Source organism: Duganella flavida (assembly GCF_009857445.1).
Lineage (GTDB): Bacteria > Pseudomonadota > Gammaproteobacteria > Burkholderiales > Burkholderiaceae_D > Rugamonas > Rugamonas flavida.
The window spans coordinates 65,633-81,639 of sequence record NZ_WWCN01000006.1 but is presented as its reverse complement, the minus strand read 5'-3'; the positions used below and the strand labels follow the sequence as shown (position 1 = coordinate 81,639).

Here is a 16,007-nt window from a genome sequence, read left to right as displayed (position 1 = left end):
GACTCAGCCCATCCCTGGCGGCTTAAAAATTGTCCCAGCGCCAGCTCAGTTGCAGCGCGCGACTATTATATGCGAGCAGGGAAATATTTTCGCGATTGCGCACCAGCCGTCCTTCGAGGTGCAGGCTGACGTTGGGGCGCACATACCACTGCACCGCCACCCGTGCATTGCTGGTGTCCTGTTGCCGCACGGTGTCGATCAGGCCGGGCGAATACACCTGGCTGCCGGCCCAGTGCTGGTGCGTCAGCGCGGCCTCGCCATACAGGCCGGAACGCAGCAAGGTGTACCACTGGGCACTGGCAAACCAGCCGTCGCGGTTGCCGCCGGGCCGGTTGTCGGCGCCGTTGTCGTGCAGTTTGCTCAGCGTCAGCTGCGCCTGGTGCTGGCCGCTGCGGTAGTGCAGCACGCCGCCAAGCTCGACCGTGTTGCTGTCATAGCTGGTGCGGGTAGGGTAGCTGACATGGCTGAAGTTGGTGATTGCCGCCAGCTCCAGCTGTTCGGGCAGGGGCAGCGGCGGCGCGGCGCGCAGTTGCAGCGCTTCCTGGCGCTGGTACAGCCTGCCATCGAGGGTGAGGTTGCTGTAGACGCCGGTGGCACGCGCGCGCCAGCGGCCGATCGACCAGGCATGCTCCAGGCCCAGCAGCAAGGTGCTGCTGTCCTGCGCGTGATCGCGGTCGTTGCGGCGGTCCGACAACTGGACGATGGCCAGCGTGTCGGCCAGCGGCAACGGCCGCACATAGGAGACCGAGAGCAGGCGGTAGTGGTCGGGGTGGGCCAGGAATTCCGGCGCCAGCTCGCCGGGGATGCCACCGATGCTGAAGGCGGGATTGCTGGCGCCCTGGTTGACGTTGCTGTCGTAGCCGCGCCCGACGCTGAGCAGCCAGGAGGCGCGCCGCGCGTCTTCCGTCCGTTGGCAGCCGACGCTGCGGTAGGAGGCAATCACATCCTGAATGCCGGGCGGCGGCTGGAAGCGCCGCTCGATTTCGCCGAACAGACGTTCGGCTTCGACCCCGTTGCCCAGCCCGCATTCGGTGATGGCCAGTTCCAGCCAGGCGCCGGCGTGCAGCGGATTGTCCTTGATCAGGCGCGCCAGCATGGCCTCGGCCTCGGTGCTGCGGCCCTCGTCCAGTGCCCGCAGCGCGGCCTGGTACAGTGCCTCCGGCGTATCGCCCTCGGCCTCGACCGCGCTGACGGCGTCTGGCGCCGTAGCGGCCGGTGCGGCGGCGGCCGCTATGGCACCAGACGCCGCCAGCAGCAGGGGCCAGGCCCACCATAGCCAGCGCGCGCTCATGCGGACAGCTCCGGCGCCAGCGTGTACAGCTGGATCGGTTTTTCCTTGCCGCGCAGCTGGCGCTCGCCCAGCGCCAGCAGGCGGTGGCGGCGGGCGCGGCGCGCCGTGCCTTCGCCGACGATCACGTCGTGCGGGTAGTCGCGCGCCGCCTGTTCCAGGCGCGAGGCGGTGTTGACGCTGTCGCCGACGGCGGTATAGATGCTGCGGAAGCTGGTGCCGTAGTCGCCGGCCATGGCGGCGCCGCTTTCAATCCCGATCCGCACCCGCAGCGGCGGCAGGCCGCGGCGCGCGCGCAGCGCGCTCAGTTGCGCCACTTCGCGCTGGATGCGGGCGGCCGCTTCCAGCGCCAGGTCGGCGTGGTCGGCATTGGGTAGCGGCGCGCCCCAGAAGGCCACCAGGCCGTCGCCGGTGTATTTGTCCAGCGTGCCCTGCATCTCCAGCACGGGCCGCGTCAGGCAATCGAGGAAATCGGTGGTCAGGCGCGCGGCGTCGTCCAGCGACAATGATTCGACCTGGCTGGTGTAGCCCTCCATGTCGGCAATCAGGGTGGTGACCTCCAGCAGGCGCGGCGCCAGCGGATCTTTCAGGTCGCTGCGCAACAGTTCATCCACCACCGCCTTGGCCACATATTGGCGCAGGGTGTCGAGCAGCTGGCGTGAGCGCTGCTGTGCCTGCTGCCAGTGGAACGGCACCGCCACCGCCAGCAGCAGCAGGATCGACAGCAGCGGTGCGGCCGGGGCGAACCACGGATCGTGCGGCGCGATCAGATACGCCAGTCCCAACCAGGCCAGCGCGCTGCTCGCCAGCAGAGCGGCATTGGTGGCGGCCGAGCGGCGCGGCAAGGTATAGCTGGCGCACAGCACCACGCCTGCGGTGAACAGCACTGCCAGCAGGCGACCGGGCCAGGGCGCGGGCGCCAGCCCGGCCTGGGCGTCGAGCTGGGCGCTGAGCAGTTCGGCATGCACCGCCAGCCCGGGCATCGACTCATCGAGCGGGGTGGCCACGCGGTCGCCGATGCTGAGCGAGGAGGAGCCGATCAGCACCAGCCGTCCGGCGACGTCGCTGGCATCCAGCGCCTTGCCCAGCACATCCTGGGCGCTGGCGACGTCATAGGCGGCGCGGCTGCGGCGATACGGCAGCCGCACCATGCCCTGCTCACCAAGGGCGGCGGGCGGATGGCCGCTGCAACAGTCGAGCAGGGCGCGCGACAAGGTCGGGTACAGGCGGCCGTGGTACCAGGTGCTCATCGGTACGCGGCGCAGCACGCCGTCCGGATCCGGCACCACGCCGATATTGCCGAAGTAGCGCGCGCCGGCGAGGCCGGCATGGTTGGCCAGATAGCCGGTGGCCGGCACGCCGGCGCCCGCCGCGGCGGTGGCCAGCCCGCCGCCCAGCTGGCCACCGGTCAAGGCTGGCTGGCGCGTCACGTAGTCAAACATTTGCGCCAGCACCAGCGGGCCGTGGCGCGCCAGCATGGCCAGTCGCATGTCGCCTTCCGCATCGGCCGGCTTTTCCTGCAAAATATCCAGCGCCACGCCTTTGGCGCCGGCTGCCAGCAGCAGTTCGATCAGGTCGGCCAGGCGGGCGCGCGGCCAGGGCCAGGGGTGCTGGGCCAGGCTGGCCTCGTCGATATCGACCACCAGGATGCGCCGCTCCGGGCTGGCGCTCGCTTGCAGGCGCAGGATCTGGTCGCGCAGCGCTTCGCCGCCCAGCTGGGTCCATGCCGGCCCCTGCGGCAACTGCGCCGCCAGGCACAGCAGCACGGCGCTGCCGGCGATCAGGACGCGTAATAGGAGCAGTTTGAGCTGGGTGGAAAATTTAACCGGTATCGTCATGAAGAAGGCGGGCGGTGTGCCAGAGCCGTTGTTGCAGCCTGAATACAGTGATGGATAGCTTGCTAGTATAACCGCACTGCCAGCCCGCAGGGAGTTCCCGGCGCAACACGTGTAACAGACTGTAATATTTGTAATATGTGACGTATATCACAGATTTAAGTCGAATTCAGCGGAGAATACGTCATAAGGAGAAATTTATGTTACGCAATTTTGTCATCGGTGCACATCTGGCGTTGGCCGCCTCGCTGGCCTGGGGCGGCGAGGCCGGGCATGTGGTGTTTGTCACCGGCCAGGCGCAACTGGCGGGCCGGCCGGCCGCGCTCGACGCTGTGGTCCAGGAAGGCGACCAACTGAGCACTGGAGCCGATGGGTATGTCTATGTTAAGACGGTCGATCAGGGCTTTCTGATCCTGCGCCCGAACAGCCGCGCACGGATAGCAACCTACCAGGTCGACCCAGCCCAGCCGTCCAACACCCATGTCAAGCTAGAACTGGAGCAGGGGGTGGCGCGCGCCATTTCCGGTCAGGGCGTCAAACAGGCTCGGCAGAATTTCCGGTTCAACACTCCAGTGGCGGCAATTGGCGTGCGCGGCACCGACTTTATCGTGTTTACCGATAACCAGACGTCGCGCGTGCAGGTGGTGTCCGGTGGTGTGGTGATGAGTGCGTTTTCGGCCAGCTGCTCGGCGGAGGGCGTTGGCCCGTGCGAAGGCAGCGCCAGCCGCGAACTGTTTGCCGGCCAGGCCGGCATGCTGCTGCAAGTGCAGCGCGGCCAGGCTACGCCGCAACTGTTGAACAATCCGGCCCTGACGCCGGATCAGAACGAAAAGCCGCGCCAGGATGAGCCGGTGGGCAAGGTCAGCGCCGGCGCGCTGTCGTCGACCCAGGTCAATCTGGACCCGCAACGCTCGGCCTTGTCGCTGGAGGCGATCCGCCCGGCCAGTACGCCGAATTCCACGCCGTCTGGTAGTGATAGCGTCAGCGTGCCGCCGGTGCTGGTGACGCCGCCGGTGGTGGTAACGCCGCCAACACCACCCGCGCCGCCGCCAGAGTTGCCGCCCAAGGCGCAGGAAGTATTCTGGGGGCGCTGGAGCACGGTTGCCGGCCAGGCCGTGATGCCGGCATCAATCCAGGGCAATAGCGTCGACTCACCGCAATTTGTTGGCGAATATGCAGTGGCCCGCGTCAAGGGCGCCACGCTGGTGATGCCGACCGAGGGCAAGGTTAGTTTTACGCTCAACGGCAGTGAGGCGGTGGTGCAGAAAAGCAGCGGTGAAGCACGCGCGAATGTTGATTCTGGCCGCTTGAATATTAATTTTGTCGACCGCTCTTTCACCACCGATTTGGGTTTGTCTTCGGGGACTGAAAAATACGACATTTCCGGCAAGGGCGTGATCGATTTAAAAGGGACGATGAGCAGTTCCTCCGGCTCCTCTACCCTGATTCGCGGCTACCTGTCTGGCCCGAACGTGGAAGAGGCGGGTTATGTATTTAAAAATACGACTTATCCCGGGGTGACGCTGCTGGGTGGCACCAGCTGGAAAAGATAATCCCGCTGTATTAAATACACCATTAAAACGCAGGCTCGCGAGCCTGCGTTTTTTATAATGCAGCGAGTTTCAAATGTTTTTTAATTCTCACCAAAATTCACCTTTTGCAACGGTTTGCATCAATTTTGAGCAAGTAAAGTGCAACATTGTGTAAAAAATCGTAGTTTCTGCAGTAAAAATATGGATTTTGTGACGGTGATCACAACACCGTATCCCTGCTGTGGCAATATACTTCGCAGCTCTGCAAAAAAGTGTCCAAGTTGCAGACAGCGCTGTTTGTTGCTTGGACAGCAGACCAACCCGGTTTAAACCAATATAAGGATTTCACTATCATGGCAGCACAAGACTACGCAAGCATCGTACAACAGCTGTACATTTCGTACTTCGGTCGCCCAGCTGACTACTTTGGCCTGCAAAACTTCGAAGCGCAATTGAACGCAATTGGCGCCCCTACGAACCTGACCGACCTGAACGCTGCTGTGCAAGCCGGTAAGACCCCTGCGCTGAACGCCCTGATCAACAGCTTCGCTACCTCGTCGGAATCGGTTGCCCTGTACGGCACCGACAACAGCCCAATCGGCATTTCCAAGTTCCTGGTCGCCGTGTTCACCAACGTGCTGGGTCGCGCTCCTGACCTGGGCCCAGGTTGGGACTTCTGGTACAACGCTCTGGCATCGGGCAACCTGTCGCGCGCAAACGCCGCGCTGGCCATCGCCGAAGGCGCTACCACCAACACCACCGCCCAAGGCCTGCTGGATGCTCAGACCATCACCAACAAGCAAGCCGTGGCAGTGAACTTCACCGCTGCTCTGGATACCCCAACCAAGATCAACGCCTACTCGACCGCTGCTGCTGTCGCTATCGCTAGCGGCCTGCTGCAAGGCGTGACCCCAACCACCGATCCAGCAGCTTACCAGTCGACCGTGCTGACCGCTGTGAGCAACGTGGTTGCAACCTCGATCCCAACCGTGACCACCGCACTGACCACCGGCGTTGACACCCTGGTTGGCGGCCTGGGCAACGACGTCTTCAACGGCGTTATCGGTACCGGCGTTGCCGCTACCGCTACCGACAAAGCCACCGATACCCTGACCGCGCTGGATTCGATCGACGGCGGCGCTGGTGCCAACGTTCTGAATGTCAGCATTCTGCGCACCGGCCAATCCCTGCCTTCCGGCCTGACCGTGAAAAACGTTCAGACCATCAACGTGACCGCTGCTGCTGAAGCTGCTGTAAACACCTCGACCGGCTTCACCGGCGTGACCAACCTGAACATCACCTCGAACGGCGCTGATAACGTGGTTGCAGGTGCTGGCCAAGCTGTTGCCATCACCAACACCGCTGGCACCGTGACCCTGGCTGGTGGTTCGACCCAGAACGTGACCACCGCTGGCGGCTACGCTCTGTCGGGCGCTACCGGCGCGATCACCGTAGTTGACACCGCTCAAGCCGGCGTTGCCTCGACCATCGTTGATGGCACCAGCGTCAATCTGACCACCACCACCGTGGGCACCGGCACCATCACCGTCGGTGGCGCATCGCACCTGCCAACCGGCGCTGTTTCCGTGACCCAGAACGTTAAGGGCACCGGCGCGCTGTTGGCTGGCAACATCACCATCAACGGTGGCACCGTTGACACCGTGACCGTGGCCGCTACCCAGGCAACTGCCAACACCACCACCACCATCGGCACTGTTGCCGTCAACGGTTCGACCGCGACCACCTCGGTCTCCGTCACCCAGACCGCCGCCGTGGCACCAGTTGCTGCTGTGACTGCAGTAGCTGCTGTGGTAGAAACCGGTAGCGCACTGTTCACCGGCATGACCGTTGGCCAAACCATCACCATTGGTGGTCTGACCTTTACCGCTGGCGGCACCCTGACCGCAGCGCAAACGGCAGCTGCCTTTGCTAACCTGACCGCAGGCGCAACCCAAGGTAACTCGGTCCTGGGTAGCTACTCGGGCGTTCTGTCGGGCTGGACCAGCGGCGCTGCATCGACCGCGACCGTTGTGTTCTCGAGCACCGCTTCGGGCAACGTTGCTGACCTGTCGACCGTCACCAGCGCAACTGGCGCAACTGCTCCTGTTATCACCGAAACCACCGGTGTAGCAGCGACCGCAGCTGTTGCCGGCGTAGGCGGCATCGCCAACGGCGCTGTCAACATCACCGACGTGAACTACGGCACCGCAACCGCCGGCAAGATCACCTCCGTGACCGAAAACGGCTACGCTTCGGGCTTCGTTAAATCGGACGCACTGGCCACCCTGTCGCTGGCTAACAGCGCTGGCGCCACCGTGGCGGTATGGAACAACACCGCTACCACCCTGGGCGTGACCGTCAACAAGCTGGGTGCCTCTTCGGCTCTGACCCTGGACGGCGGTGCTGCCAAGTACACCAAGCTGAACGTGACCACTGCAGGTGCTGATTCGACCTTGGCCGTGACTGGTGCTGCTGTAACCGCACTGACCGTGAACGGCAGCAACGCAATCGATCTGACCGGTTCGAGCTTCGCCGCACTGGCCACCGTGACCGTGAGCGGTGCCGCTGGCGTAACCCTGGTTGCGTCCGGCACGGCCGTGACCGACGTTAATGCAGCTGCTTCGTCGGGCGCCAACACCTTCACCATCGATTCGAGCAAAGCCACCTACGAAGGCGGCTCGGGTGTTGACACCGTGACCCTGACTTCGACCACCGTGTCGAAGGCTATCGTTCTGGGTGCAGGCAACGATACCGTTGTGCTGGCTTCGGGCACCACCTCGCTGGGCGCTCTGATTGACGGCGGCACCGGTACCGATACCCTGTCGATGGATGCTACTAGTGCTGCTACCGCTTCGGGCAGCGCTACCTTCGCAGGCAAGGCAATCGGCTTCGAACACCTGACCCTGACCGGTGGCGGTACCAACGTTGTTGACGTGGCTCAACTGGGCAACTACAACTACGTTACTTCGCACGGTAACGCCTCGCTGACGCTGAACAACCTGGCTTCCAATGGCACCCTGGTGTTCGACGGCGCGAATACCGCCGCTATCGTGAACGTATCGAACGCTTCGACCGGCACCGCTGACGTGCTGAACGTTGTGATTTCGAACGCCGCAAGCGTCGCCGCCGGTTCCCTGACCGCAGCGAACGTGGAAACCGTCAACATCACCTCGACCGACACCACCACCACCCACTCGGCTGGCACCAATACCAACTCGCTGACCCTGGTTGACACCTCGGCCACCACGATCAAGGTACTGGGCAATGCTAACCTGCAACTGACCAACACCGGTAACACCGCTGTGACCTCGATCGACGCTTCCGGCCTGACCGGCGGCCTGACCGTGACCACCGCTGGTACCGTTGCTGAAACCGTCAAGGGCGGCGCTGGCGTCAACCTGCTGACCGCAGGTGCTGGTGTTACCGCTGACACCCTGATCGGTGGCGCATCGGCTGACGTTCTGACCGCCAACAGCGGCCTGAACACCCTGACCGGCGGCGGTGGTGCTGACACCTTCGTCATCGGCCACACTGCCAACGTCAACACCTACTCGACCGTCACCGATGCTAGCGTCGGCGACAAGATCCAACTGGTGAACATGGGTACCGAAGTGTTCAACGCAACCAAAGTAACGCTGGCTGCTACCGCCGTGTTCCAGGATTACGCCAACGCGGTTGTCAACGCTGGTGGCGATGCCTCGACCAACGGTTACATCGGCTGGTTCCAGTTCGGTGGCGATACCTACGTTGTGGAAAGCCTGCACAATGCAACCGGCGCCGGCTTGAACTTCACCAACAACGCCTCCACCGGCGATATCGTTGTGAAGCTGACCGGTCTGGTTGATCTGAGCCACACCTCGGTGAACACCACCGGTGCTCCTACCCTGCTGATCGGCTAATAGTCAGGAATACCGGGTAACCGGTATTCCGTCTAGCTGAGAAAGCGTCCCGGTAAGGGACCTAAACCCCGCAAGCTGTTTAACAGCTTGCGGGGTTTTTTTATGGCACGAGCTGCCGATGCCCATTCAGTGAAAGCGCGTAAAAAACGTCGTTTGCGTAATATTTTGTGACGAGCATCACATTTTCTTTTCATTTTGAGGGATAATGTCTCGTCTTTCTTAAAGAGAAGAATTTTGCGCTGCCTTCTGGCTCATCCATCCCGCCTATGAAAAAACTTCTGAACCCAAAGAACGAGATCCAATCGATCTTGTCATCTTTTAAACGAACCTTCTATACCGTGGGAGTGTTCAGTGCCATCATCAACCTGCTGGCGCTGGTTCCATCCATCTATATGTTGCAGGTCTATGACCGGGTGCTGGGCAGCCGTAATGAGATTACCCTGCTGATGCTGACCCTGATCATGATGGCCGGCTATGCCTTCATGTCGGTGCTGGAGTTGGTGCGCAGCTTCGTGCTGGTGCGCGTCGGCGCCAAGTTCGACATGGAACTCAACAAGCGCGTGTATACCGCCGCCTTTGAGCAAAATTTGAAGCAGGCCGGCGGCAATGCCGGCCAATCCTTGTCCGACCTGACCAATCTGCGCCAATTCCTGACCGGCAATGCCTTGTTCGCGCTGTTTGATGCGCCATGGTTCCCGATTTATCTGGCGGTGATCTTCATCTTTGAGCCTAGCCTCGGTATCTTCTCCGTTTGCGGTACGCTGGTGCTGATCGTTTTGGCTTATGTGAATGAGCGCGTGACCAAGGAGCCGCTCGGCGAAGCCAACTCGATGGCGGTCATGTCCAGCAATCTGGCCAGCAATAACCTGCGTAACGCCGAAGTGATCGAATCGATGGGGATGTTGCCCAATCTGATGAACCGCTGGTTTAAATTGCATACCCGTTTCCTCCATTTGCAGGCCAAGGCCAGCGAGAAGGCGGGCCTCATCAACGCCCTGACCAAGTTCGTACAAATGTCGCAGCAGTCGCTGGTGCTGGGCTTCGGCGCCTTGCTGGTGCTGGACAATAAAATGACCCCGGGCATGATGATCGCTGCCTCCATCCTGGTCGGCAAGGCATTGGCGCCGGTTCAGATGGTTATTGCTACGTGGAAAAGCTGGGCCAATACCCGCAGTGCTTATGAGCGCTTGAGCACGCTGCTGGAAAAGAATCCGGTCCGCACCTCAGGGATGGAATTGCCGAAGCCGGCTGGCACGCTGGCGGTGGAAGGCGTGAGCGCCGCGCCACCGGGCGTGATGGTGCCAGTGCTGCGCGGCGTAAGTTTTGGCATTCAGGCTGGTGACGTGCTGGGCGTGATTGGCCCGAGCGGTTCCGGCAAATCGACCCTGGCGCGCCTGATGGTGGGTGTGTGGCCGGCCCTGGTGGGCAAGGTACGCCTGGATGGCGCCGATATCTTCCAATGGAACAAGTCTGAGCTTGGCCCGCACTTGGGTTATCTGCCACAGGATATTGAACTGTTTGGCGGCACCGTGTCGGAGAACATCGCCCGTTTCGGCGATCTGGACGCCGAAAAGGTGGTTGAGGCCGCCAAGCTGGCTGGCGTGCACGATATGATCCTGCACCTGCCTAAGGGCTACGACACCCTGCTGGGTGACGGCGGCGCCGGCTTGTCCGGCGGGCAGAAACAGCGTCTGGGCCTGGCCCGCGCCATGTATGGCGATCCTGCGCTGCTGGTGCTGGATGAACCTAATTCGAATCTGGACGACGTTGGCGAAATTGCACTGCTGCAGGCAGTACAGAACATGCGCCAACGCGGCAAGACCATTGTGCTGATCACGCACCGTACCAGTATTATCAGCGCCACCAATAAACTTCTGCTGTTGCGTGAAGGGATCGTGGCGGCCTTCGGCCCGACCAAGGACGTGCTGAACGGCTTGCAGGAGCAGCAGCAAAAGCAGGTCGCTGCGCAACAGGCGGCACAACAGGCAGCCGCGCAACAAGCTGCAACCCAACAGGCGGCGCAGCAAGCCGCTGCGGCCGGCGCCCATGGCGCCGCAGCAGGGACGGAACAGGAGTAAACCATGTCGAACCATCTCATCAAGAAGCCGGCCGAGCCGGCAACCGAAGTCATTACCCATGATGTCACCCCACTGACGGTCAACACCGATTCGGGCGCTTACGCCAAGGTTGGCTGGATTGTTGTGCTGGCTGGTGTACTGGGTTTTCTGCTGTGGGCCACTTTTGCACCGCTGGACAAAGGCGTTCCGCTGTCGGGCTTTGTGACCAAGGAGGGTAATCGCAAGGCGATTCAATATCCGACCATTGGTACGGTGCAGGACATCCTGGTGCGTGACGGCGATGTCGTCAAGGCTGGCCAGGTGCTGGTCCGCATGAACGATACTCAGGTTAGTTCGGCGCTGGAGGCAACCCTGGCGCAATATATCGTCGACCGTGCAGCCGAAGCCCGACTGATGGCCGAACTGGGTGGCAGCAGCAATGTACTCTTGCCGAAGGACCTCATGTCTTACCAGGCAGATCCGCGTGTCAAGGAAAGTATGGATCTGCAACGCCAGTTGCTTAGCTCGCGCCGCCTGGCACTCGAAAATGAGTTGCAGGCAATGAGCGAGACTGCGTCTGGCTTGATTTCGCAGATTCATGGATTGGAAGAGTCGCGCGAAAGCAAAAAGGTGCAGCTGGCATATATCAAGGAACAGCTCGACAATAACCGCGACTTGGTGAAAGAAGGGTTCGTTCCGCGCAGTCATTTGCTGGAGCTGGAGCGTAGCTACGCACAGATCAGCGGCACTATTTCGGAGGACACTGGCAATCTGGCGCGCTACCGCAGTCAGGTCAATGAGGCCAACCTGCACCGCGCCCAGCGCCAGCAGGAATACCAGAAGGAGGTCCGCAGCCAGCTGTCTGAAGTGCATAAAGAGGCCGAATCGCTGGCCGGCCGTCTGCAAGGCCAACGGTACGACGTGGCCAACGTCGAGCTCAAGTCACCGGTGGACGGCGTGGTGGTCGGTAGCACCGTGTTTACCAAGGGCGGCGTGGTTTCGCCCGGCTCCAAGCTGATGGAAATCGTGCCGACCGATGACGTGCTGGTGGTGGAAGGCCAACTGGCGGTCAATCTGGTGGACAAGGTCCACCCTGGCTTGCCAGCCGAGCTGATTTTCTCGGCCTTCAACACTAACCGCACGCCGCATATTCCAGGCGAGGTGATCCAGGTGGCGGCTGACCGTACCGTGGATGAACGCAATGGCCAGCCATACTACAAGGTGCGGGCGCGGGTGACGCCGGCAGGCGCCAAGCTGATTGCCGAGCATAAGCTGGCGGTTGTGCCGGGCATGCCGGTGGAGTTGTTTGTGAAGACGGGTGAGCGCACCATGATGAATTATCTGATGAAGCCGATCTTCGACCGTGCCAAGACTTCGATGTCGGAGGATTAAGTGGCCGCTAAACTGATCGTACGCAAGCTGGCGCTGGCGCTGGGCGCGGCTGGAATGTTGCTGGGAGTAGACGCCTCGGCGATGAGCCTGATGCAGGCTTATGAGGCGGCGGCGCAGCATGACCCGTCCTATCGGGCCGCTTACTACAACGCTGAAGGCGGCAAGGAAAACCGCATCCTGGGACGCGCGGGCCTCCTGCCCAGTGTCACCGGCAACTATAGCAAGACGCAAAACCGCAATACGGAAACCTACTTCGGCAAGAGCGGCGCCCAGGATTACCAGTCCCTGAATTCGACGGTGCAGGTGCGCCAGACCTTGTTCAACCTGGACGCCTGGGCACGCTACAAGCAGGGCACGGCGCAAAGCGCGCAGGCCGAAGACCAGTTTGCTGCGGCGACGCAGGAAATGATCCTGCGCGTGGCCGGGGCTTATATGGAAGCGCTGCTCAAGGAAGACCAGCTGGCGCTGGCGCGCGCGGAGCGCGATATGTATGTCGAGCAGATCAAGGTCAACGAGTTGCTGTTCAAGAAGGGCGAGGGCACCAGCACCGATGTGCTGGAAACGCGTTCCCGCCTGGATCTGGCCGAAGCGCAGGTGCTGGAAGCGCAGGATGAGCTGATGTCGGCCAAAGATACGCTGTCCAGCCTGGTCGGCCAGGAGGTGGTGGCGCTGGATCATTTGCGGCCGGGTTTCCGCGTGGCGAACGACGACCTGAAGCCGTTTGAGGAATGGAAAAAGACGGCGCTGGAACAGAATCCGGACCTCAAAGCGCTGGCCAAGGGCGTGGAAGTAGCCCGGCAGGAATACAACAAGCAGCGCGCCGGCCATGCCCCGCGCGTGGACCTGACCGGCACCTACGGCAAGACCGGGTCGGAAACCTCGTCCACCATCAATGATGAATTCAAGGTGCGCAGCATCGGTTTTCAGGTGACCATCCCGATCTACCAGGGCGGCGCGGTGAGTGCGGCAGCCCGCCAGGCTGCAGCTGGCCAGGAAAAGGCGCGCCAGGATCTGGAAATCCAACAGGATAAAAATCTGGTGGAATTGCGTCGCAACTACAACCAGATTGTCAGCAGCGTGTCGCGTATCGATGCGCTGATGAAGGCGGAGGAGTCGGCCAATCTGTTGATCACGGCGACCCAGAAAAGCATCCGGGGCGGCGTCCGTATCAATCTCGATTTGCTGTCCGCGCAACGCCAGTTGTACACGGCCAAGCGCGATCTGGCACAGGCGCGTTACAACTACATGATTTCGGCGCTGCGCCTGCGCGCCGTGGCCGGCACCTTATCGGCGGAAGATGTGCGCCTGATGTCGGCACACTTCGAGTAATCCGATCGGGCATTCTATGGCACAGCGCCAGCGCTGGCAGTAGAATGCCTTTTTCTTTCTTTATTCCGGTTCATGTCCCCGCCAGCCTCGCACGATAAGAATAGCAAATTTCTGGGACTGGAAGTCCTGCGGTTTCTCTCCGCGATAGCCGTGCTGTTTTGGCACTACCAGCATTTCTCTTTCGTGGCGGATAAGCCGGTTGATTTTGTGACGGAACAGCAGCCGCTGTACCACGCCTTCGCCCTGTTTTACCGCTACGGCTTTTATGGGGTGCAGATCTTCTGGAGCATCAGCGGCTTCATCTTTTTCTGGAAATACAGCGAGGCCATCGGCGAAGGCCGGATCGGCGCGCGCCGCTTTTTTGTGCTGCGCTTCTCGCGCCTGTATCCGCTGCATTTTGCCACCCTGCTGCTGGTGGGCGCACTGCAACTGGTATATTTTGCCCAGCGCGGCTACTACTTCGTTTATCAGCATAACGATGCCTGGCATTTCCTCCTGAACCTGTTCATGGCCAGTCATTGGGGGCTACAGGATGGCTACAGTTTCAACGCGCCGATCTGGTCAATTTCGGTGGAAGTGCTGGTGTACCTGTTGTTCTTTTTGGTGCTGCGCCTGCTTGGCCGTTCGGTCTGGGTGAGCGCTGCCGTGCTGCTGGCGTGCACGCTGGCGAAGTGGAAGTGGGGCAACCAGGTGGTGCCGGTGGTGGACGCAGTGGGCTATTTCTTTGCCGGCGGTATGGCGGCGCTGGCCTATGTCCGCTGGTCGTCTGCGCGGGTGCTGAATTATGCCTTGCTGGGTGTGGCGCTGGTGGCGCCGGTGGGCTTGTATCTGTCCAACCGTCCGCACGACCAGGTGGCGCCGATGTTCCTGCTGGCCTACTTGCCGGTGCTATTGTTTCTGCTGGCGCGCGACCTGCATGTGTCGCCGCGCTGGCAGCAGTGGGTCGAGGCTGCCGGCAATATGACCTATTCCAGCTATCTGATCCACTTCCCGATTCAGCTGGCACTGGCGCTGGTGTGCAACTGGCGCGGTGTGGCGATTCCGTATCACAGCGTGCGCTTCCTGGCGCTGTTCCTCACCGCCAGCATGGTGGCGGCTTACTTCCTGTATCGCTGGTTTGAATTGCCGGCGCAGCAGCGCGTGCGCCGGCGCCTGCTTTAGTTCTTGCCGTAGCAATGCGGGCACGATTTCTCGTACACGTATTCCGGTGACAGCTGCTGGCGCGGCGTCACGACCGAGCGGCAGACGAAGCATTGCACGGTCTCGGTCGGTTCCAGTTTCGGGTTGAGCGCGGTACGGTAGTCGAACACGAAGCAGTCGCCCGTGTAGTGGGCGCCGCCGACTTCCTCGAAGTATTTCAGGATGCCGCCTTCCAGTTGGTAGACGTTGTCGTAGCCGATGTTCTGCATGTGGATCGCGGCTTTTTCGCAGCGGATGCCGCCGGTGCAGAAGGTGACCACGGTCTTGCCTTCGAAGTCATCCTTGTGGGCGGCGATCAGGTCCGGGAATTCGGTGAACTTCTTGATGCGGTAATCGACGGTGTTGTCGAAGGTGCCGACGTCCACTTCAAAATCATTGCGGGTATCGACCATCACCACCGGCTTGCCGTGGTCGTCGACGCCGTTGTCGAGCCAGCGCTTGAGCGTGTGGGCTTCGACGAACGGGGCGCGGCCTTCTTCCGGCTTAATCAGCGGCATGCGCATGGTGATGATTTCTTTTTTGATCTTGACCAGCATGCGCTTGTGCGATTGCTCGGCCGAGAAGCTTTCCTTCACTTCCAGGTCGGCGAAACGGGCGTCGCTGCGGACCCAGGCCAGGAACTCGTCAATATTGCCGCGCGGGCCGGACAGGAACATATTGATGCCCTCCGGGGTCAGCAGGATGGTGCCTTTCAGGTCCAGGCGGGCGCAGATGTCCTGGTACTGTGGGCGCATCTCTTCGGTGTTGTCGAAGGTGACGAATTTGTAGGCGGCGATGTTGACGTGCTGGGACGCAGCGCCAGCATGCGCTTCAGCTTGTAAAGCAGTATTAGCTTGCATGATGGTTAAGTAATCAAAAAAGGGGAAGGCGACATTATACGCGTTCCAGTGCTAAGATTATTACCACAATTGTAGTAAATGGAGGTTGCGATGGCGGGGAGCACTTCAATTCGTATCAATCAGGAGTTGTACGAGCAAGCCAAACAGGACGCCGCCATAGAGCATCGCTCGATCGCGGGTCAAATTGAGTTCTGGGCCCGGGTGGGGCGCGCGGCGCTGGATAACCCGGATTTGCCGGTCAGTTTTATCGCAGAGTCGCTGGCGTCGCTGGCTGAACCGCGCGAGGATGCCCAGCCGTTCGTGCCGCGTAGCAGCCGGAGCAAATAATGTGGGAGGTGCGGCAGACCAGGCGATTTGCCCGCCAGTACAAGAAACTGCGGGATAAGACCGCTGCCGATGTGGATGTCGCGGTAGCTGCCGTGCATGCGGATCCGCACAGCGGCGAGCGCAAAAAAGGCGATCTGGCGTCGCTCTGGGTGCATAAGTTTCGTAGCTCGGGACAGCTTTATCTGTTGGGCTACACGCTCGATGACGGCATACGGCTGGTCTATCTGGAAGCAGTCGGCCCGCACGAAAATTTTTATCGTGATATCAAACGTTCAGGCTGAATCAGTTTTATCGGTTCTGGCCGCTGCG

Annotated in this window: 11 protein-coding genes; 8 read left to right on the top strand and 3 right to left on the bottom strand. The window is 61.2% G+C overall.

Annotated elements, in window-relative coordinates; genetic code table 11:
• Positions 1-22 precede the first annotated feature (22 nt).
• Together GTP46_RS10975 and GTP46_RS10970 are read right to left on the bottom strand one after the other, a co-directional pair.
• Entirely contained in the window at positions 23-1,291 is a 1,269-nt protein-coding gene (locus GTP46_RS10975) for a tetratricopeptide repeat protein (protein WP_161006669.1), read from the bottom strand.
• Positions 1,288-3,126: a CHASE2 domain-containing protein gene (locus GTP46_RS10970; protein ID WP_161006668.1), complete on the bottom strand. Its 1,839-nt coding sequence runs from the start codon at positions 3,124-3,126 to the stop codon at positions 1,288-1,290. Before GTP46_RS10970 ends, GTP46_RS10975 begins: the two co-directional genes overlap by 4 nt.
• A 197-nt stretch (positions 3,127-3,323) precedes the next feature.
• Here GTP46_RS10970 and GTP46_RS10965 point away from each other — a divergent pair, with 197 nt between their 5' ends.
• From GTP46_RS10965 to GTP46_RS10940, 6 genes are all read left to right on the top strand, one after another.
• Entirely contained in the window at positions 3,324-4,676 is a 1,353-nt protein-coding gene (locus GTP46_RS10965) for a FecR family protein (RefSeq protein WP_161006667.1), read from the top strand.
• 332 nt (positions 4,677-5,008) lie between these two features.
• Positions 5,009-8,554: a beta strand repeat-containing protein gene (locus GTP46_RS10960; RefSeq protein WP_161006666.1), complete on the top strand. Its 3,546-nt coding sequence runs from the start codon at positions 5,009-5,011 to the stop codon at positions 8,552-8,554.
• A gap of 266 nt (positions 8,555-8,820) precedes the next feature.
• Entirely contained in the window at positions 8,821-10,632 is a 1,812-nt protein-coding gene (locus GTP46_RS10955; RefSeq protein ID WP_161006665.1) for a type I secretion system permease/ATPase, read from the top strand.
• Positions 10,633-10,635: 3 nt separating this feature from the next.
• Entirely contained in the window at positions 10,636-12,003 is a 1,368-nt protein-coding gene (locus GTP46_RS10950; RefSeq protein ID WP_161006664.1) for an HlyD family type I secretion periplasmic adaptor subunit, read from the top strand.
• Positions 12,004-13,332 carry a TolC family outer membrane protein gene (locus tag GTP46_RS10945; RefSeq protein ID WP_371869627.1) on the top strand — a complete coding sequence of 443 codons (1,329 nt, stop codon included), beginning with the start codon at positions 12,004-12,006 and terminating at the stop codon, positions 13,330-13,332.
• 72 nt (positions 13,333-13,404) lie between these two features.
• The gene (locus GTP46_RS10940; protein WP_161006663.1) at positions 13,405-14,493 is read left to right on the top strand and encodes an acyltransferase family protein; all 1,089 of its coding nucleotides are present in this window, start codon (positions 13,405-13,407) and stop codon (positions 14,491-14,493) included.
• On the opposite strand, the gene GTP46_RS10935 is transcribed toward GTP46_RS10940, so the two are convergent.
• Positions 14,490-15,371, bottom strand: a complete 882-nt coding sequence (locus GTP46_RS10935) for a sulfurtransferase (protein WP_161006662.1) — start codon at positions 15,369-15,371, stop codon at positions 14,490-14,492. The two genes, GTP46_RS10940 and GTP46_RS10935, sit on opposite strands and share 4 nt — an antisense overlap.
• 90 nt (positions 15,372-15,461) lie before the next feature.
• Here GTP46_RS10935 and GTP46_RS10930 point away from each other — a divergent pair, with 90 nt between their 5' ends.
• On the top strand, positions 15,462-15,698 hold the full coding sequence (locus tag GTP46_RS10930; protein ID WP_161006661.1) for a ParD-like family protein: 237 nt from the start codon (positions 15,462-15,464) through the stop codon (positions 15,696-15,698).
• On the top strand, positions 15,698-15,979 hold the full coding sequence (locus tag GTP46_RS10925; protein ID WP_202414230.1) for a type II toxin-antitoxin system RelE/ParE family toxin: 282 nt from the start codon (positions 15,698-15,700) through the stop codon (positions 15,977-15,979). Before GTP46_RS10930 ends, GTP46_RS10925 begins: the two co-directional genes overlap by 1 nt.
• Positions 15,980-16,007 lie beyond the last annotated feature (28 nt).